Origin of the sequence: Bradyrhizobium guangdongense (assembly GCF_004114975.1) — a bacterium.
GTDB lineage: Bacteria > Pseudomonadota > Alphaproteobacteria > Rhizobiales > Xanthobacteraceae > Bradyrhizobium > Bradyrhizobium guangdongense.
Map to the genome: position 1 here is coordinate 3,094,303 of NZ_CP030051.1, position 17,544 is coordinate 3,111,846.

Consider the following 17,544-nt stretch of genomic DNA (forward strand, 5'->3'; position numbering starts at 1 on the left):
GGAGTATGGGGCGTGAGCGTCGCGCTCCCACCCTGCCGGAACCTTCGGATGCGTGCTACATTGGCCCTTGCTCGCCAACGCTCACGGAACGCTTCCATGAAATATGAGCTCTACTACTGGCCCGAGATCCAGGGCCGCGGTGAATATGTGCGGCTGGCGCTGGAGGAGGCGGGGGCGGATTACGTCGACGTTGCGCGCGGTCCGCGCGGCACGGCTGCGATGATGAAGATGATGGACGCCCACAAAGGCACGCCGCCCTTTGCGCCGCCGTTCCTGAAAGCGGGCAAGCTCGTCATCGGTCAGACCGCCAACATCCTGCTCTATCTCGGCGACCGTCACGGACTTGCGCCGAAGACGGAAGCCGGAAAGCTCTGGGTGCATCAGCTTCAATTGACCATCACCGATTTCGTGGTCGAGATCCACGACACCCATCATCCGCTCGGTCCATCGCTGTATTACGAGGACCAGAAGGCGCCGGCGAAGAAACGCACCGCCGATTTCTGGGACGAGCGCGTGCCGAAATATCTCGGCTATTTCGAGCAGCTCCTCGAGGACGCGGGCGGCGCCCATGTCACCGGCCGTCGTCTCACTTACGTCGATCTCTCGCTGTTCCAGATCGTCGACGGGCTGCGTTACGCCTTCCCGAAGCGCATGACGGCGTTCGAAAAGAACATCCCCGGCCTAGTCGGTCTGCACGACCGCGTCGCGGCCCGGCCGAACATCAGGGCTTACCTGGCAAGCGAGCGTCGCATTCCCTACAACGAGCAGGGCATCTTCCGGCACTACAAGGAGCTGGATGCCTGAGTCACCACACGCCGGGGATCAGGCGATAGCGCACCCGCACCGCGTAATCGGCGTAGCCTGATAGTCCCGCGATCAGCGTCCGCTCCTCGATGCGGATGCGCACCGCGATCAACAGCACGAGGATCGGCGCGATCGCAAGTCCCCACCACGAGCCGAGACACAGCGGCACGCCCGTAAAGAACATGAGCATGCCGCTGTACATGGGATGACGGACGTGAGCATAAGGCCCTGACGAGATCACGTGCTGGGCGCGCTCAGCCTGCAGCTTCACCACGGGCGCGGCGAACGAGTTCTCGCGAAATACCCACATCGTGAACAGCGTGCAGGCGAGGTACAGCACGAAGCCCAGGGCCTGCAATGCGAGCGGTACATGCGAGGCACCGGCGCGCCGGTCGAGACCGATGGCGATGAGCCAGACCAAAATGGCCGCCATGAAGGCGATCATGAAGGCCTTGTCGGCGCCCGGCTGGTCTCGCTTGATCACCGGACGAAGCCGCTCTGCCAGCAGCCCCGGATCGATCCGGTAGAGCCACCAGCCGCAGAGCGGGCCGACCACGGCGGAGGTGACGAGGAACACCCAGGCCGACGGCCAACGCAGCGTGCCCGCGGAAGCGAACAACAATGCGCCCATCGCGATGACGAAGATCGTGTTCTGCAACAAGAGGCGGGCGATCATGCGCGGGTCCCCGGGCAATCTCGCACGAGCTTGGCCGCGCTATCGGGCAAAGATGGGGCCGGACGCGCGAAAGGCCCGGTCAACCCGACCGGGCGATCTTCGTAGTGCAGGATCAATCAGGCGAGCTGATCGATCCGCGTGCCCTGGCCGGGCGGCAGCGGCGCGGGCGGCGTCGGCTGATCGGTCGGGTCGGTATCCCGGGTCTTGGTCTGGTCGTCCTGCTTGGTCGTGTCGTAGCTCGGGACCACGATCGCGATCGGCGGCGGAGCAACGGTCGAAACGTTGGAGACGCTCATCCACGGATCCTCACAGATGGAAACAATTGATCCTGCGCCGTAGGAGACGAAGTTTCCTTCAAGACAATCATTAAAATGCGAGGAATCCGGTGCGCGCTACTCGTCCTTCGGCCGGGTGATCGCGATCGCGGCTTCGGTCTTGGTGCGGGTGCATTCCATGTTGAGGCGCTTGTAGCGCATCGTGACCTTGTCGCCGCGCAGCAGGCCCATGCGTTTCAGGCAGCGCGTCGCGCCGGTCGTGGTGTCGTCCTTGGTCACCGTGAAGATGATCGCCGCCGCGGAGGCCACCAGATCATAGAATTGCGGCGTCGGCTTGCGGTCGCCCTTGGCATAGAGCTCGTTGGAATAGGCGGCTCCTTGCGCGCGGCAGCCGAGCGACAGCTCCTTCGCCGCCGGGTGGCTAAGATAGATGATGTTGGCGGCCTTGAAGTTGACCTTGAGCCCGTCGATGCCGCCGGCGAGCTGCTTGGCGATGTCGTCGCACTGGTCGGCGCGCGCAGGCGCAGAGATGGTCACAAGGCCGATGATTGCGGCGGCGAACCAGATCGCGCCGCGAAAGTCCACTTTGAAAATCATGATGAAAAGCCCCTTAGGGCGCGCATTCAACCGTCGCTGCCCGCGAAGCGCAAGGGGGGGCAATCCGGTCCTGGACAATGCCCGCCACGGGCACGATTCGGGATGCCCCGGCCGCGCCGGAACGCCTTCCCTTTGCGGCAAAAAAGCTTAGAACGCTTCCATGCTTAGAGGCCCCTAAAGGGCTCCAGAACCCGAGATCCGCCCATGAACGCTCCGACCGCCTTTCCCGACCAGTCCAAGCCCGTTCCGCCCTACAAGCACACCCCGCTGTTCCCGCTCGGCAAGGACGAGACGCCCTACAAGAAGATCTCGACCGAGGGCGTGCGGGTCGAGAAGGTCTTGGGGAAGGACATGCTGGTGGTGTCGCGCGAGGCGCTGCGGGCGCTGTCGGAGGCGGCTTTTGGCGACATCAACCATTATCTGCGCCCGGGCCATCTGAAGCAGCTCCGCGCGATCCTGGAGGACGGCGAGGCGAGCCCGAACGACAAGTTCGTCGCGCTGGACTTTTTGAAGAACGCCAACATCGCGGCCGGCGGCGTGCTGCCGATGTGCCAGGACACCGGCACCGCGATCATCATGGGCAAGAAGGGCTGCAACGTCATCACCGACGGTGACGACGAGGCGGCGCTGTCGGAAGGCGCGCGCGATGCGTACCTGCGCCGCAACCTGCGCTACTCGCAGGTGGCGCCGCTCTCGATGTACGAGGAGAAGAACACCGCCAACAACATGCCGGCGCAGTGCGAGATCTACGCCGAGGGCGACGACGCCTACAAGTTCATGTTCATGGCGAAGGGCGGCGGCTCCGCCAACAAGAGCTTCCTGTTCCAGGCGACGCCCTCGGTGCTGACGAGGGACCGGCTGCTCGCCTTCCTCAAGGAGAAGATCCTCACGCTCGGCACCGCGGCGTGCCCGCCCTATCACCTTGCGATCGTGATCGGCGGCACCTCGGCCGAGCTCTGCATGAAGACGGTGAAGCTCGCCTCCGCACGCTATCTCGATGCGCTGCCGACGCACGGCTCGCCCGACGGCAACGCCTTCCGCGACGTCGAGATGGAGAAGGAAATCCACAAGATGACGCAAAGCCTGGGCGTGGGCGCGCAGTTCGGCGGCAAGTATTTCTGCCACGACGTCCGCGTGATCCGCATGCCGCGCCATGGCGCCTCGCTGCCGATCGGGCTCGGCGTGTCGTGCTCGGCCGACCGCCAGGTGCTCGGCAAGATCACCAAGGACGGCGTCTATCTCGAGGAGCTCGAGCACAACCCGGCGCAATATCTGCCGCAGGTGGAGGAATCGCTCGGCGGCGAGGTCGTCAAGATCGACCTCAACCAGCCGATGAAGGACATCCTGGCGACGTTCTCGAAGTACCCGATCAAGACCCGCGTCTCGATGACCGGCACCATGATCGTCGCGCGCGACAGCGCGCATGCCAAGCTGCGCGAGCGGCTCGAGCGCGGCGAGCCGCTGCCTGATTATTTCAAGAACCACCCGGTCTATTACGCAGGCCCCGCCAAGACGCCCGAAGGCTACGCTTCCGGCGCGTTCGGTCCGACCACGGCAGGCCGCATGGATTCCTTCGTCGATCAGTTCCAGGCCGCCGGCGGCTCGATGGTGATGGTGGCCAAGGGCAACCGCGCGCCGGCGGTGCGCGAGGCCTGCAAGAAGTATGGCGGCTTCTATCTCGGCTCGATCGGCGGCGCCGCAGCGAACCTTGCCGAGCACTGTATCAAGAAGGTCGAGGTGCTCGAATATCCCGAGCTCGGCATGGAAGCGATCTGGCGCATTGAAGTCGTCGACTTCCCGGCGTTCATCATCATCGATGACAAGGGCAACGACTTCTTCAAGGAGCTCAATCTGGGCTAACTCTTCACCTCGCCCCGCGAGAGCGGGGCGAGGCAGAAGGTCAAGCGCGCGTGCCAGTGAACGGGAAGCTGCCCATCGGGCCGATGCTCGCCTCGCCCGAGATGCTGTCGCCGGAAACCTTGCCGGAGAAAGCCAGCGTCAGCGGCATCGGATTGACGATTGAGACCTTCCAGGCGAGGTCGTCGCCGTTCACGGTGCCCTCGAAGATCTCGGTGGATTCACCTTCCGCGCCCTGCGTGCCCGTCAACGTGCCTCCGGAGCTCTTCACGCTCAGCGTCGTCTGGCGCTCGCCCATCGGCGTCGACAAAGTCAGATTCCAGTTGCCGTCCACGGCCATTCGCGTCTCCCGAACGATGATTTCGGCGGGCTGCGATGATCCGCAGCCAGTCCAGGGGCGAGGCTATAGCGCAACTTGAAGCCGCCGCCTAATGCCTCCTTGAGCGACTATCAGGCGCGGGCCGCCGCGCGCCGGCGGCTGGTGACGACGAGCCTGAACACCACATACTGCACGGCAAAGGCGAGGGCCTTGGCGCCGCCCGCGACCGCGGAGATGTAGAACGCCCACAGCTTCAGGTCGCCGGTGGCGGCGACCGCGATGGTGCCGGCGCCGAGCACGAACATCAGCGCGGCCCAAGCATAGCCCGCGGCGGTGACATATTCCGGCGCGGTCTCGACCACCATCGGCGGCATGTAGCGCAGCATCCAGCCGCGCTTGAGCATGATCACGCCGATCGCGAAATGTGCGATCGCAGGCTTTGCCATCACAAAGCGCGGATCGTTGGTCAGCAGCGTCACCGTACCCAGCACGACGACCAGCGCGACGCTCGCATAGGTCATATAGCCGAGCTCGCGCCCCTTGATGCGGGCATAGATCACCTGGGCGATCGCCCCTGCAATCGCCACCGACGTCGCCAGGATGACGTTGTCGGTGACCAGATAGATCACCAGGAAGACGATGGCCGAGAGGAAGTCGGAGGCGAGGCGGGCGAATACGTCCTTCATTGTCGGTCCTGTCTCACTGGGCTTCGGGCAGCGCGCCGGCAGGCGCACCATGCTTGATCTGACGATATTCAGGATACCATTTGGTGAAATAGATTGCGCTGTTGCGGGCGGCGAAGGCGACCGCAATCCCCGACCAGACCGGCAGGCCCGGGAAGTAGAGCAGCACGATGTTGGCGGCCATCATCAGCAGAGCGGCGATCGTCCATGCGCCGGTGATGATGTAGTTGGCGGTGAGGAAGCCGGGCATTGCCGCGGTCTCGGCCGGAACGGATTCGATCGCGTATTGCAGCGTGAAAGGCCGGCGCGCGAGCATCGAGCCGAGCGAGATGACGAAGATGCCGATGTCGACCGAGAGCTTGACGCCGAGCGGGCTGAGCGTGGGGTCGCGCAGCGCGAGGTAGAGACCGAGCCCTGCGAACAGGATCGCGGAGCCGGCGGCAAGGATCTTTACCGAGCGGCCGCGCGCAACATCGATCGCAATCGTGACGAGGCAGATGGCGGAGCCCGCGAACACGCTGACCGTCGCCGATGTCATGAACATCAGGAAAGTGTAGACCCCATAGGGGGCTAGGATCAGGAAGATCGTCATGGTCGCCTCGATCGCATCGATCTTTACGATGTCAAGATTGATAATGCAGGGGCGATGCCGGGTCAAGTTAAATCTTTACACTGTCAAAATAATGGCGATCATCTTCAATAAATCAATTGTTGCAAGGACTTGGTCCGAAATTTCGTCGGCAATGGCGGCCCAGGGCAGGCGCGACAGGATGGTCAGCGCGCAGGAGATCAACAGGCCGATGGTCAGGAAGATGCTGCCGGCGCGGCAGATGGTGAATTTGAGCGAGCCCGGCGCTGCGTACATGCCGAGCGGATGCAACAGCCGGGACAGCAGGAGCGCACTCATCAGCAGGTGAATGCGCAGCGGCGAAGCGCCGGATATTTCGAGCAGGGCGACCATCAGGACGATGATGGGGACATATTCCATGAAATTGCCATGGGCGCGGATCGCGCTGCGCAGGCCTTCGTTGCCCCCATCGTTGAACGGCGCGCCGCTGATCCGCCGCAGTCGGACGACTTGCAGCGCGAGCGCAGCGTAGATCAGCGCGAGGATGGCGAGATAGTTCGCCGTGATCGTGGGGACGTGCATGCGGACCTCCATGCGCTGTCATTCCGGGGTACGCGAAGCGTCGAGCTACGGTGCGCAATTGCGCACCTGAGAATCCATTTCGCAAAGGAACGCGCGGTGAAATGGATTCCGGGTTCGCGCGAAGGGCGCGCCCCGGAATGACAAAAACTATACCGCGCCCACCCAATTGCCGTGAAAGCCGTCGGGCACGCGATGGCCGAGCTGTACCAGCGCGGCGGGGCCGGCCTCGATGTCGGTGGCATTGAAGACGGCGAGGTCGCTGCGGTTCTCCCGCCCGCGCCAGACCACCGCCAGCAGCCAGCCGTCACCTTCCGCCGCATCCTTCGATCGCTCGACGAACACGGGCTCGGAGATAGTATCGCCTGATGGCAACAGATATTGGCCGAGCCGCTTGCCCGCGCCCTCGACATGGACGATGCCTGACAGCGCGCCGAACATCGGCGCCTTCGGATTGGCACAGGCGTACCAGCCGTGTCGGCTCTTCAGGCCGGCACGTCGGTCGTCGATGCGCGGGAATTCGCCGGTGAGATCGTCGAGATAGGTTTGCTGGAAGCGGTCGGTATTGTCCGCGAGATCGAACCTCCAGCGGCAGTGACGGGCGCGCGATTTCTCCGGATCCGTCGGCCGGCCGTCAGAGTGCGGAAACAGCGGGGCCTCTTCGAACTGCATGACGTCGGCGACGATGCGATTTCCGTCCTCCCACGCATTCATGATGTGGAAGACGTAGCAGGCTTCGCCGTGGAACCAGACGATGTCCTTTGCCTTGCCATTGCGCTTCATCACGCCGACATAGGCGCCTTTCTCCGGTTCCCACGCATAGGGCGGCTTGCCGCTCATCGCACGTTCCCTGCTGCCGGTGAGGGGCAGGATCGGAAACAGCACGTGATTCTCGGTGACGATGAAGTCGTGCACCATGCTGGGATAGGGCGTCTCGAAACGTTCGAAGCGCGTGACCTTGCCGCTCGCATCGATCGATCCGTAGGAGAGGGCTGACGTCAGCGGCCCCGCCGCATTGTAGCCGAAGAACACCAGCTCGCCCGTCACGGGATCGATCTTTGGATGTGCGGTGAAGGGGCCGGCGATGCGGCCCTGGTAATTGCAATAACCGCGCGTTGCCAGCGTGCCCGGCTCGATCTCGGTCGGCAGATGTCCTTCTTCGAGCGCGAGCAGCTTGCCGGCATGGAAAACGATATTGGTGTTGGCGACGCCGCCGTCGGTGAGATCTGGCGGCGCATCCGGCAGCTTGCGGCCGAAGCCGCCGAACAGCGCGCGGCCCGCACCGTGCTCGGCGAGCCATTTCGGTGTGCGGACCCAGCGATTGCGATAGCTGGCGCGCCCCTGTTCGAGATGAAAGGCGTGCAGCATGCCGTCGCCGACAAACCAGTGGGCGCCGGGGGAAGAGAATTGCGGGTTGGGACCGTTGCGGTAGAGCGTGCCGTTCAGCTCGCGCGGCAGTTCGCCGATGATGTTAAGGAAGGGCGCGTCCGCCTCGAACGGGATGGGCGCGATGTTGTTGCGGCGCTCGGCGGTCGCATCCTGAAGCACGGCGTATTCTCCTTATCTTTACATCGTAAAGATTGGATAGAGCCGAAAGCCGCATTCGTCAAGTGAAATCTTTACACTGTCAATATCGCGTCATATAGCTTGTAAATGGCCAAGAAAGACACCAAGAGCGAAACGGCGCGGCGTCCGCGCCAGCCGAAAAAGACGCCGCCTGCATCGGGTCCGGCGAACGCAAAGACCGAAACGCCTTATCATCATGGCGCCTTGCGCGAGGCGCTGCTCGACGCGGCCGAACGGGTGCTGGAGCGCGACGGGCTCGCCGGCCTGACGCTGCGCGCGGTGGCGCGCGAGGCCGGCGTCTCGCATGCCGCGCCGACCCATCATTTCGGCGATCTGACCGGGCTCGTCAGCGAGCTCGCTGCGATCGGCTTCCGCCAGTTCAATGCGGCGATGACCGCCGCCTGCGAGGCGATCACCTCGCCGATGGAACGGGCGCTGGCGCGGCCGAAAGCCTACGTCGCCTATGCGCAGGCGCATCCCGGCATGTACGGTCTAATGTTCCGCACCGAGCGGCTCGATTATTCCAGGCCATCGCTGCACGAGGCCGCGGAATCCTCTTTCGCCGGACTTGCCAATGCCATCGGTGCGATGCGGCAGGAGCCGATCAGCGGCGACAAGTTGACCATCGAGCAGGGTGCTGCGATCGCGCGAGCCTGGTCGATGGTGCACGGTTTCACCATGCTGCTGCTCGACGGACGGCTCGAGGATATCTTGCAGCGGCTGCCCGCGGGCACGACGGCCGAACAGCTTCTGGAGGCGATCCTGAGGTCGACGGTGGCGGGGAAACTCCCGAGGTAGTGCCAGGCAGGCCGATGTGGCGGGCACCATGACGACGCCCGCATCTTGCGGAACTCCATCCATCGGCATCTTCGCTGTGGGTAAGTTCACTGTGGGCAAGGCTCGGACACAGTCCGAAAGACCTGACAGCGGCGCGGAATCGTTCTAGAAGAGCGGCTTCGCTTGGGCATCCGGCCCAGTTTGCGTCCTCATTTCTTTCGATCATGCCAGCCATCGCTCCCCGCAAAGCCTATCGCGTCGGTCGTTCCAAGACCGGACTCGGCCTCTTCGCCACCATGCCGATCAAGAAGGGTACCCGGATCATCCGTTATTTCGGGCCGATCCTGGACTGCCGCATTCCTGAGCAGGACGAGATCGAGAACAAATATCTGTTCGAGCTCAACGGCCGCTGGACGATCGACGGCTCGGTGCGCAAGAATCTCGCCCGCTACATCAACCATTCCTGCCGGCCCAACGCCGAATCCGACGTTCGCCCGCGCGAGCGAAAGGTGTTCATCCGCGCCATCAAGGACATCGAGCCGGGCGAGGAGATCAACTACGATTACGGCACTGACTATTTCAAAGCCTATCTGAAGCCGATCGGCTGCAAGTGCCCCTCCTGCGAAAACAAGCGCAAGAAACAGCGCGCCGAGGCGCGTGCCGAACGCGCCAAGGTCAAGGCCCGCGCAGAGCGCAAGGCGCAGAAGGCGGGTGCGAAAACCACCGCGGTGAAAAAGAAGAAGCTGAACGGCAAGCATTTTGCCGGCAAGGTCGGCCGCGCGAAGGGATAATTCTCTGTACGGCGTGGGTTGCGGCTCAGCGCCGCAACGCGAGAGCGTTGCAGCGCGTCCGGGACACGAGATCTTCACGCAGTCGCTACACGCCCGCTCTTCCCCAGGCCCACATATTGCAATTCGGCGAACACGCCCGCCGCAATCGCCTGCGCCACGATCATCAGCTCGCCCGCGACATTCGGTGACACCGCGCCCGAGAACAGCAGCGCGATGCTGCCAACCGTCCAGGCGGCGTTGCCGATCACGACCAGCAGCACGAGCGACTTCGGCACCATCGTGCGCGAAGCCAGCCAGCCGACCAGCGCGACGTAGGCGATCAGGAACAGGCCGGTTTCGCGCAACAGCGCTTCAGGCAGGTTGAACAGCGTCGCGAACGCTCCGGCGCCGAAGGTGAAGCCGATTGCGGCGACCCCGCTGAAGATGGCATCGGCGAGCAGGGCGCGGCGCAGGAAGCTGGATGCATCGATCATGAGAAGTCTCCATGGTTGGTTGGACGCGGGGTGAACTCAGCGCAGCCCGCGCCACCAGGCGCGGAGCAGGCGGGTAAGACGGACCGGACAGAGGCTCCTGCCGACGCTGTGCTCGAAGGCGGTGACCTGCGCGACGACATAGTCGCCGGTCGAGTGCACCAACGGCTCGGGCATGTTGAGTCCGCGCGCCAGCATCCGGGTCGCGAAGGTCACGGCCCAGGGGAGAATGTGGTCGGCGACGGTCCGGTAGAGCAGCAGCGCAATCATGGTCATCTCCTGTCGTGACCGAAGATGCGCTGGTCGAAGCCGCAATTCGATTACCTCGGTGGTAATGGATGGGGCGAAATGTGCGTGGTAGGTTTCCGGCCATGAACGCACATGCATCCTCGGCACGCGCCGAACCCAGCCAGCCGCTCCATATCGGCGATCATTTGCGCGAATGGCGGCAGCGCCGCCGCATGAGCCAGCTCGATCTGGCGGGCGAGGCGGAGATTTCGGCGCGGCATTTGAGTTTCGTCGAGACCGGCCGGGCCGCGCCCTCGCGCGAGATGGTGTTGCGGCTCGCCGAGCGCCTCGACGTTCCCTTGCGCGAACGCAACGTGCTGCTCGTTGCCGCCGGCTACGCGCCGGCCTTTCCGCAGCGTCCGCTGGAGGATCCCGCCTTGAAATCAGCCCGGCAGGCCATCGATCTCGTCCTCAAAGCGCATGAGCCAAATCCGGCGCTGGCCTATGACCGGCACTGGAACCTGGTGTCCGCCAACCGCATGGTGGCGCCGCTGCTCGCCGGCGTCCCGGAGCGGCTGCTGGGCCAGCCCTTCAACGTGCTGCGGCTCGCCTTTCATCCCGAAGGATTGGCGCCGCGCACGGTCAATCTGGCGGAGTGGTGCGCGCATCTGCTCGAGCGCCTGCACCGGCAATGCGAGGCGACGGCCGATCCTGAGTTGATCAAGCTCTACAACGACCTCAAGAGCTATCCCATTCCGGCGCGATCGGGGCCGCTGGCGGGCGACAATGTCGCGATTCCCTTCAAGCTGCGGCAGGACGGCGAGATACTCAGCTTCTTCTCCACCACCATGGTGTTCGGCACGCCCGTCGACATCACCCTGTCGGAGCTGGCGCTGGAGACGTTCTTTCCGGCCGACGAGCGCACAGCCGAGCGGCTCAGGAAGATGGCCGCAGCCATGTCCTAGCGGTCTCGTCCAGTCCCCTTGCCTCGGGGTGGGTTCGGCTTATCTTGGGGCCAACCCGCACCGCCCCAAGGAGGCGCTCATGAGCACCCTGAAACCGCTCCAGATCGACGTCGTCTCCGACGTGGTGTGCCCCTGGTGCTATATCGGCAAGCACCGGATCGAGAGCGCGCTGGCGCTCGTGCCGGACGTGCCGGTGAAGCTGAATTTCCGTCCGTTCTTCCTTAATCCCTGGGTGCCGCGCGAGGGCATCAGCCGCGAGGATTATCTCACCACCAAGTTCGGCTCGGTGGAGGCCTATAAAGGCATCGCCGGCCGTGTGGTTGCGGCGGCCAGCGACGAGGGGCTCGTCTACAAGCCCGAACTGGTCGCGCGCCAGCCCAACACGACCGACTGCCACCGCCTGATCCTGTGGGCCGAGGCGATCGGCAAGGCGCCCGAAATGAAGCAGCGCCTGATGGAGCTGTATTTCCGCGACGGCGGCGATCTGACCGACGTGAACGTGCTGGTGCAGGCGGCGGCCGATGTCGGCCTCGATGCCGATGATGTCCGCAAGCGCCTCGCCAGCGATGAGGACGTCGCACGCGTCTCGGCCGACGCGCAGGAGGCCGCCGAGAAAGGAATCTCGGGCGTGCCGACCTACGTGTTTGCGCAAAAATACGCCGTTTCCGGCGCGCAGGATCCGAACCTGCTCGCCCGCGCCATCCGCCAGGTCTCGGCCGAGATCAACGCGCAGGCGGCGGAGTAGCGCGAACTATTTGCGGAGCAGGTGGATCGCGCGGCGCGCCGTCTCGCGCGCCAGGCCGCGCATAATCAGCGCCGCGTGGATCAGTGCAACGATCGGATCGTGCCGCCGCAGCGGGATTAGCACGTCGCCGATGGCAAAGCGGCCGCGCCAGATCGGGTTGATCATGGGGTGGTCGGCGCTTGCGGTGGAATCCGCGCTCGCAATGACCGGATCGGCGCAGAGATGGCGTGTCAGATCGAGCGTGAGCTGCACACCCGGCGAATATCTGGCGAAGCGCTCGTCAATGCCGAGCTTGAAGAAGAAGGCGCGGTCCTGGTGCCGCAGCACGATGCCGGCGGCGACCGGCGTCGCACCGGCGTGGAGCGTCACGATCTCGCACTGCGCGGTCTCGGCGAGCGCGGGCACGGCGCGACGGATGAAGGCCGCATCGCCCGCGTCCTGAAGCAGCGCGGTGCCGCGCTTGCCCTTCCAGCCGCTGGCTTCGAGCTGCAGGAAGGTTTCGAGCGCGGGCTTGATCTCGTCCACCTTGCGCGCGACGTCGAAGCTGATCGCGCCATGCTCCTCCAGGCGGTGCCGCTGCCGGCGCAGCTCCTTGAGCTTCTTGGCGCCGAGGGCCTCCTGCAGCAGCCTGTCGCCGTCCTGTGTCGCGTCGAGGCTGGCACGGACATAGGAGCTGAGGACGCGTGACGTCAGGCGGTCACGGCCGAGCGCTTCCTTGAGCGAAGCCATTGCGGCGCCATCGAGCGCCACGTCGCGCAGGATCAGCGCATGGGCGCCGGCCTTGCGAGCCCGCTGCAACAGGCGCGTCGCGGCCTCGACCGAGGCGTCGCGGTCGATCAGCGGGCTGCTAAGCGTGCCATAGGGATGCGCGCTCACCAAAGCGGGGAGGGGAATCTTCCAGGCTTGCCAGAGCGAGACGACCGGCATCAATCCGATCAGCCGCGTCGACGAGCCGCCGCAGACCGACAGGGCCGAGGCGCCCGTACGGCCGCGTGCGCTTGCGCTGACGGCGAGCTCCCAGGCAGGCAAATAATAGCCGTTCGGCTCGACCGCCCGCTGCGCCAGTGCGCGCCACGGGCCGGGCTCGATCGCCGTGAGCGGGACGAGCGCGGGCGTTGCATCCTTCGATGCCGGACCAATCGCAGCCTGGTGCGCGATATCGACCACGTCCAATTGTCCCCGTTCACGTCGGGAGCGCCGGCGTTACGGGATCATGCTTAGCGCAAACGTTTGAAAATACCGTTGGGATGCGCGTTCAATTCGAGCGGTAGCGTTAACCGCTCGTTGACCACAGGCGGCCCGGTTCGGAGTGCAGCATGGAGAAGGCGATGCCCATGAATACGCTGTAGGCGAGCACCATCGCGAGGGAGAAGGCTGCGGGAAGCGCGCCGAGCTCCAAATGCGACGCGAACGGGCCTCTCCCGAGGATCGGAAAGTAGAACAGTCCCATCGCGATCCAGCCCATGATGCCGAAGACGAATCCCTTCACGACCGCGTTGTGGCCGGGCAGCAGATGGTAGGTGGACCGGAAGAGGATGCCGAGCACCAAAGTGCCGTTCACGAAGGACATGGCCCAGGGCACGGTCGGATGCACGGCGCCGCCGAGCCAGTCGCTCAGGCCATGCTGAAGATCCCGGTAGGGGTGAAAAGTCGGAAGCCAGCCCATCCAGCGCTTCACGAACATGACAGTGCTGTGGGCGGCGTTGCCGCACAGGCCGGCCGCCATGGATTTCCAGACCTTATGAGCTCCTATCTGGTGCATCGCCCTTTCGCCGAGTTCATCATCGGTCGGCCGGCACAAAATGGTCGCGGGCGGTCGCCGTCTGTCCGCTCGCAACATCGGTCGACCCGATCTCGACATTCACGGTCGACTTCGGCAACTGCGCCGGAGGAACCTGCACCGACATCCTGATCTCGCGGGTCTGGTCCTGACCGACCTCGACGATCAGCCTGCCGTCCGGCTGGCGCTCGATGCCGGCGATGCGCGCAGTCGCTCCCGGCAGACCCGAGACCTCGATTGCGAACGATCGCGCCATGCCCTTGTTGAGGAGGCGAACGGTATAGTCGTTGCGCACCCCGCCGTCGGCGAGCTGCACGAACAGCGGATTGCGCTCGTGCAGGACATTGATGCTCATCGTACTGCGTGTCGCAAGGGCATAAAGCATGATGGTCCCGACGAGGGCGATGGCGGCAGCATAGATCAGCGTGCGCGGGCGGATCACGCGATAGATCGGCGCCTTGCCCTCGCGGCGGCGCTGCATGTTGATGTCGGTGTCGTAGCCGATCAGGCCGCCAGGCCGGCCGATCTCGCCCATCACGTTGTTGCAGGCATCGATGCAAAGGCCGCATTGGATGCAGCCGAGCTGGATGCCATGGCGGATGTCGACGCCGGTCGGGCAGACATTGATGCACTGATGGCAGTCGACGCAGTCACCGGCGACATCGCCATGGGCACGGGCGGCCTCCGCCTTCTTCACCGACATGCGCGGCTCGCCGCGGTCCCGGCGATAGGTGACGTTGAGCGCCCACTCGTCGGTCAGTGCCGCCTGGATGCGCGGCCAGGGGCACATGTAGATGCAGGTCTGCTCGCGGGCGTGCCCGGCGAAAAGGTAAGTCGTGGCGGTAAGGATGCCGATCCAGAGATAGGCGATGAAGGGGGCCTGGAAAGTCGCCAGTTCTTTCACCAGGGTCGGTGCGTCATCGAAATAGAGCACCCAGGCGCCACCGGTCCACCACGCGATCATGATCCAGAGGAAGTGCTTGGTTGCGACTTTCCGGATGTGATCGAAGCTCCAGTAACGCTTGTCGCCCTGCATGCGCTCGCGCCGGTCGCCTTCGACCCAGCGCTCGACCGCGTAGAACAGGTCGGTCCACACCGTCTGTGGGCACAAATAGCCACACCACAGCCGCCCCGCCACCGCGTTCATCAGGAACAGCGTCATCGCAGCGATGATCAGCAGGCCGGTGAAGTAATAGACCTCCTGCGGCCACAGCTCGATGAAGAAGAAATAGAAGCGGCGATGCGGCAGGTCGATCAGCACCGCCTGGTAGGGCAGGCCGGGCCCGCGATTCCAGCGCACGAACGGCAACAGGTAGTAAATCCCGAGCGTGACGCAGAGGATCGCCCATTTGATGCGGCGGAACGTGCCGTGCACCGACTGTGGATAGACCTTCTTGCGCTTCTCGTAGAGAGGCCCTTCGATGAAGGTGTCGTCGGTCATGGCAAATTCCCCCGCATCACAATCTACGCCGGCGCGTTCACGAGAACGCGCAGCCGCTGTTCAGGCCCAGCTTCTTGAACACGATCGCCGCGGGGCAGAAGCCCGTAAACGAGGCCTGCAACATGTTCAGCCCGGCAAAGGCCGTCAGCAGGTACCAGTACTCATTGACGTATGTGCCCAGCGCAAGTCCGAGCAGGACGACGAATCCTGCGAAGGCGAGAACGGCTTTATCGACATTCATGGTATGCTCCTCTTAGGTGTGATCACGTGAACGGGTCAGACTGGCCTCGGTCCAGGCCACGATGCTGCGTGCGTCCATCGCGCCGGCCTGGCGGGCAATCTCGCGCCCGCCGCGCATCAGCAGCAGCGTCGGGATGCCGCTGATGTTGAAGCGTGACGAGATTGCAGGCGCGTTGTCCGAATTGAGTTTCAGCAGCCGGACCTTCGGCTCCAGCTGTTGTGCGGCGCGCTCGAACATCGGCGCCATGGCGCGGCACGGGCCGCACCAGGGCGCCCAGACATCCACCAGCACGGGAATATCGTTGTTGGCGACATGGCGGCTGAACGCTTCTTCGTTCACCTCGATCGGATGACCGGTGAACATCGGCTGGTGACAGGCGCCGCAGCGCGCGCCCTCAGGCGCGCGTTCGACTGGCAGGCGATTGATGCGCCCGCAACTGCCACAGACGATCTGGCGTGGCGTGCTCATGTGCCGGTTCGAACCTCCTTGATCTTGGCGATATTCAGCTTGTCGAGAACGAAGCGCTCGTAGAACGGCTCGCTCTCGCCGCGCCGCATCTTGCGCAGGAAGTATTTCTCGAAAGCGACCTTGGCGAAGTGCACCCACTCGCCCTTGGACGACCAGTTCACGTTGCGCGGCGGGATCTGCGGCTGCGCGAGGAAGGCGACGCCGTTATCGCCGAAATCGGCGAGGCAGATCGCATTCCAGGTCGGTTGTGCCGTCGGCGCCTTGCCGCGGAGCAGGGCGCCGATGTTGATCGCGGTCGCCGTCACCATGGATTCGATCATGAAGCCGGTCTTGGGAACACCGACCGGCACCGGTGTCGCGCCGACCGGCGCGATCGCGACGCAGACACCGACCGCGAAGATGTTGGGGAAGGTGGGGTTCTGCTGATGCTTGTCGACGACCACGAAGCCGCGCGGATTCGTCAGTTTCTCGATGCCCCGCACCGCCTCGACGCCGCGAAACGCGGGCAACATCATCGAATAGGCGAAGGGCAGCTCGTGGGCCTTGTGAGACGTGCCGTTGTCGGCGAACTCCTCCACCGACATCATGCCGGGGGCGACCTTGTCGACGCGGGCGTTGGTGATCCACTTGATGTGCTTCTCGCGCATCTCGCTTTCGAGAAGGCCTTTGGTGTCGCCGACGCCATCGAGCCCGAGATGGCCGATATACGGCTCCGAGGTGACGAAGGTCATGGGGACCCGGTCGCGCAGCTTCCGGCGGCGCAGCTCGGTTTCCAGAATGAAGAGAAATTCGTAGGCCGGGCCGAAGCAGGAGGCGCCTTGAACGGCTCCGATTACGACCGGACCGGGATTGGCCGCGAGCTTCTCGAAGGCTTCACGGGCATGCGCGGCATGGTCGACGTGGCAGATCGACTGGGTGTGGCCCTGCGGCCCGAGACCCGGAATTTCGTCGAACGCCAGCTCGGGGCCGGTGGCGACGACCAGATAATCATAGTCGATCGACGTGCCGTCGCCGAGTTCGACACGGTTCTCGGTCGGGTGGACACGCTTTGCGCCCTGTGTCAGCAGCCGCACGCCCTTGCGCTTCATGACATCGGCGAGATCGATCTCGATCTCTTCGCGCTTGCGCCAGCCGACCGCGACCCAGGGGTTCGAGGGCACGAAATGATAGACGGCGCCTTGCGAGATGACGCTGAGACGATCGTCCTTTCTCAATTGGGGCAGCAATTCATAGGCCATCAGCGTTCCGCTCAGGCCTGCTCCGATTACAACGACTTCCGCCATGGGTACCTCCGTTGGACCGATCTGCTCCGCCGGTTCAGTTCCGGCTGTCGTGCAGTGCTTGACTATATATTCGTAATTTCGTATATACGCAAGTATGAAGATGAACATTGAAGTCATGGAGCGGGCGGCGGATCAGGCGAGCGAGCTGCTGAAGGCTCTCGCGAACCGGCACCGGCTGCTGATCATCTGTCAGTTGATTGACGGCGAGCGATCCGTCGGCGAACTCGCCGAGTTTCTCGACCTGCGGGACTCCACCGTTTCGCAGCATCTTGCGCTCCTTCGCAAAGATGGCCTGGTGTCCGCCCGACGCGAGGCGCAGACTATCTTCTATTCGATCGCCAGCGAGCCGGCGCGCGAAGTGCTGAAGACGCTCTATCAGGCATTTTGTGCGCCGAAGTCCGCCAAGGCCAAATCAAACTAGGAGAGGTCGG

Annotated in this window: 23 protein-coding genes; 7 read left to right on the forward strand and 16 right to left on the reverse strand. The window is 64.1% G+C overall.

What is annotated here, in order from left to right:
- Positions 1–96 precede the first annotated feature (96 nt).
- Complete coding sequence (locus X265_RS14575) at positions 97–804, forward strand: glutathione S-transferase (RefSeq protein WP_128965438.1); 708 nt, start codon at positions 97–99, stop codon at positions 802–804.
- Position 805: 1 nt separating this feature from the next.
- Here X265_RS14575 and X265_RS14580 read toward each other — a convergent pair whose 3' ends face one another.
- The 3 genes from X265_RS14580 to X265_RS14590 all read right to left on the reverse strand — a co-directional run bounded on the left by X265_RS14580 (position 806) and on the right by X265_RS14590 (position 2,352).
- Positions 806–1,480 (reverse strand): methyltransferase family protein, encoded by a 675-nt coding sequence (locus tag X265_RS14580; RefSeq protein ID WP_128965439.1) that lies wholly within the window; start codon positions 1,478–1,480, stop codon positions 806–808.
- Positions 1,481–1,596: 116 nt separating this feature from the next.
- Positions 1,597–1,776: a hypothetical protein gene (locus X265_RS14585; protein ID WP_128965440.1), complete on the reverse strand. Its 180-nt coding sequence runs from the start codon at positions 1,774–1,776 to the stop codon at positions 1,597–1,599.
- A gap of 96 nt (positions 1,777–1,872) precedes the next feature.
- On the reverse strand, positions 1,873–2,352 hold the full coding sequence (locus X265_RS14590) for a hypothetical protein (protein WP_128965441.1): 480 nt from the start codon (positions 2,350–2,352) through the stop codon (positions 1,873–1,875).
- A gap of 204 nt (positions 2,353–2,556) precedes the next feature.
- Between X265_RS14590 and X265_RS14595 the strand changes: the two genes are divergently transcribed.
- Positions 2,557–4,212, forward strand: coding sequence for a fumarate hydratase (locus X265_RS14595; protein ID WP_128965442.1), 1,656 nt, complete (start codon positions 2,557–2,559; stop codon positions 4,210–4,212).
- Positions 4,213–4,252: 40 nt separating this feature from the next.
- On the opposite strand, the gene X265_RS14600 is transcribed toward X265_RS14595, so the two are convergent.
- From X265_RS14600 to X265_RS14620, 5 genes are all read right to left on the reverse strand, one after another.
- Positions 4,253–4,549, reverse strand: coding sequence for a hypothetical protein (locus tag X265_RS14600; RefSeq protein ID WP_128965443.1), 297 nt, complete (start codon positions 4,547–4,549; stop codon positions 4,253–4,255).
- 110 nt (positions 4,550–4,659) lie between these two features.
- Positions 4,660–5,214: an inner membrane-spanning protein YciB gene (locus tag X265_RS14605; RefSeq protein ID WP_128965444.1), complete on the reverse strand. Its 555-nt coding sequence runs from the start codon at positions 5,212–5,214 to the stop codon at positions 4,660–4,662.
- Positions 5,215–5,227: 13 nt separating this feature from the next.
- Positions 5,228–5,803, reverse strand: coding sequence for a hypothetical protein (locus tag X265_RS14610; protein WP_128969271.1), 576 nt, complete (start codon positions 5,801–5,803; stop codon positions 5,228–5,230).
- Between the two features lie 75 nt (positions 5,804–5,878).
- Entirely contained in the window at positions 5,879–6,361 is a 483-nt protein-coding gene (locus X265_RS14615; protein WP_164938586.1) for an MAPEG family protein, read from the reverse strand.
- A 147-nt stretch (positions 6,362–6,508) separates the two neighbouring features.
- Complete coding sequence (locus X265_RS14620) at positions 6,509–7,906, reverse strand: carotenoid oxygenase family protein (protein ID WP_128965446.1); 1,398 nt, start codon at positions 7,904–7,906, stop codon at positions 6,509–6,511.
- A gap of 105 nt (positions 7,907–8,011) precedes the next feature.
- Between X265_RS14620 and X265_RS14625 the strand changes: the two genes are divergently transcribed.
- Positions 8,012–8,722 carry a TetR/AcrR family transcriptional regulator gene (locus tag X265_RS14625; protein WP_128965447.1) on the forward strand — a complete coding sequence of 237 codons (711 nt, stop codon included), beginning with the start codon at positions 8,012–8,014 and terminating at the stop codon, positions 8,720–8,722.
- 203 nt (positions 8,723–8,925) lie between these two features.
- The gene (locus tag X265_RS14630; RefSeq protein WP_128965448.1) at positions 8,926–9,492 is read left to right on the forward strand and encodes an SET domain-containing protein; all 567 of its coding nucleotides are present in this window, start codon (positions 8,926–8,928) and stop codon (positions 9,490–9,492) included.
- Positions 9,493–9,566: 74 nt separating this feature from the next.
- Here X265_RS14630 and X265_RS14635 read toward each other — a convergent pair whose 3' ends face one another.
- Positions 9,567–9,965, reverse strand: a complete 399-nt coding sequence (locus X265_RS14635; protein WP_128965449.1) for a hypothetical protein — start codon at positions 9,963–9,965, stop codon at positions 9,567–9,569.
- 36 nt (positions 9,966–10,001) lie between these two features.
- Positions 10,002–10,232 carry a hypothetical protein gene (locus tag X265_RS14640; RefSeq protein ID WP_188637376.1) on the reverse strand — a complete coding sequence of 77 codons (231 nt, stop codon included), beginning with the start codon at positions 10,230–10,232 and terminating at the stop codon, positions 10,002–10,004.
- 101 nt (positions 10,233–10,333) lie between these two features.
- Here X265_RS14640 and X265_RS14645 point away from each other — a divergent pair, with 101 nt between their 5' ends.
- The gene (locus tag X265_RS14645) at positions 10,334–11,155 is read left to right on the forward strand and encodes a helix-turn-helix domain-containing protein (protein ID WP_128965451.1); all 822 of its coding nucleotides are present in this window, start codon (positions 10,334–10,336) and stop codon (positions 11,153–11,155) included.
- Between the two features lie 79 nt (positions 11,156–11,234).
- Entirely contained in the window at positions 11,235–11,900 is a 666-nt protein-coding gene (locus tag X265_RS14650) for a DsbA family oxidoreductase (protein ID WP_128965452.1), read from the forward strand.
- A 6-nt stretch (positions 11,901–11,906) separates the two neighbouring features.
- Here the strand turns inward: X265_RS14650 and X265_RS14655 are convergent, their stop codons facing one another.
- From X265_RS14655 to X265_RS14680, 6 genes are all read right to left on the reverse strand, one after another.
- Positions 11,907–13,067: a GNAT family N-acetyltransferase gene (locus X265_RS14655; RefSeq protein WP_128965453.1), complete on the reverse strand. Its 1,161-nt coding sequence runs from the start codon at positions 13,065–13,067 to the stop codon at positions 11,907–11,909.
- A 106-nt stretch (positions 13,068–13,173) separates the two neighbouring features.
- Positions 13,174–13,626, reverse strand: coding sequence for a DUF6789 family protein (locus tag X265_RS14660; protein WP_244659310.1), 453 nt, complete (start codon positions 13,624–13,626; stop codon positions 13,174–13,176).
- 55 nt (positions 13,627–13,681) lie between these two features.
- Positions 13,682–15,121, reverse strand: a complete 1,440-nt coding sequence (ccoG, locus tag X265_RS14665; RefSeq protein WP_128965455.1) for a cytochrome c oxidase accessory protein CcoG — start codon at positions 15,119–15,121, stop codon at positions 13,682–13,684.
- A gap of 37 nt (positions 15,122–15,158) precedes the next feature.
- Complete coding sequence (locus X265_RS14670; protein WP_128965456.1) at positions 15,159–15,362, reverse strand: YgaP family membrane protein; 204 nt, start codon at positions 15,360–15,362, stop codon at positions 15,159–15,161.
- 12 nt (positions 15,363–15,374) lie between these two features.
- The gene (gene trxC / locus X265_RS14675; protein WP_128965457.1) at positions 15,375–15,830 is read right to left on the reverse strand and encodes a thioredoxin TrxC; all 456 of its coding nucleotides are present in this window, start codon (positions 15,828–15,830) and stop codon (positions 15,375–15,377) included.
- Positions 15,827–17,113 (reverse strand): NAD(P)/FAD-dependent oxidoreductase, encoded by a 1,287-nt coding sequence (locus X265_RS14680; protein WP_128965458.1) that lies wholly within the window; start codon positions 17,111–17,113, stop codon positions 15,827–15,829. The genes trxC and X265_RS14680 overlap by 4 nt, the downstream gene beginning before the upstream one ends.
- A 115-nt stretch (positions 17,114–17,228) precedes the next feature.
- Between X265_RS14680 and X265_RS14685 the strand changes: the two genes are divergently transcribed.
- On the forward strand, positions 17,229–17,534 hold the full coding sequence (locus X265_RS14685) for an ArsR/SmtB family transcription factor (protein WP_244659311.1): 306 nt from the start codon (positions 17,229–17,231) through the stop codon (positions 17,532–17,534).
- The last annotated feature ends 10 nt before the right edge of the window (positions 17,535–17,544 follow it).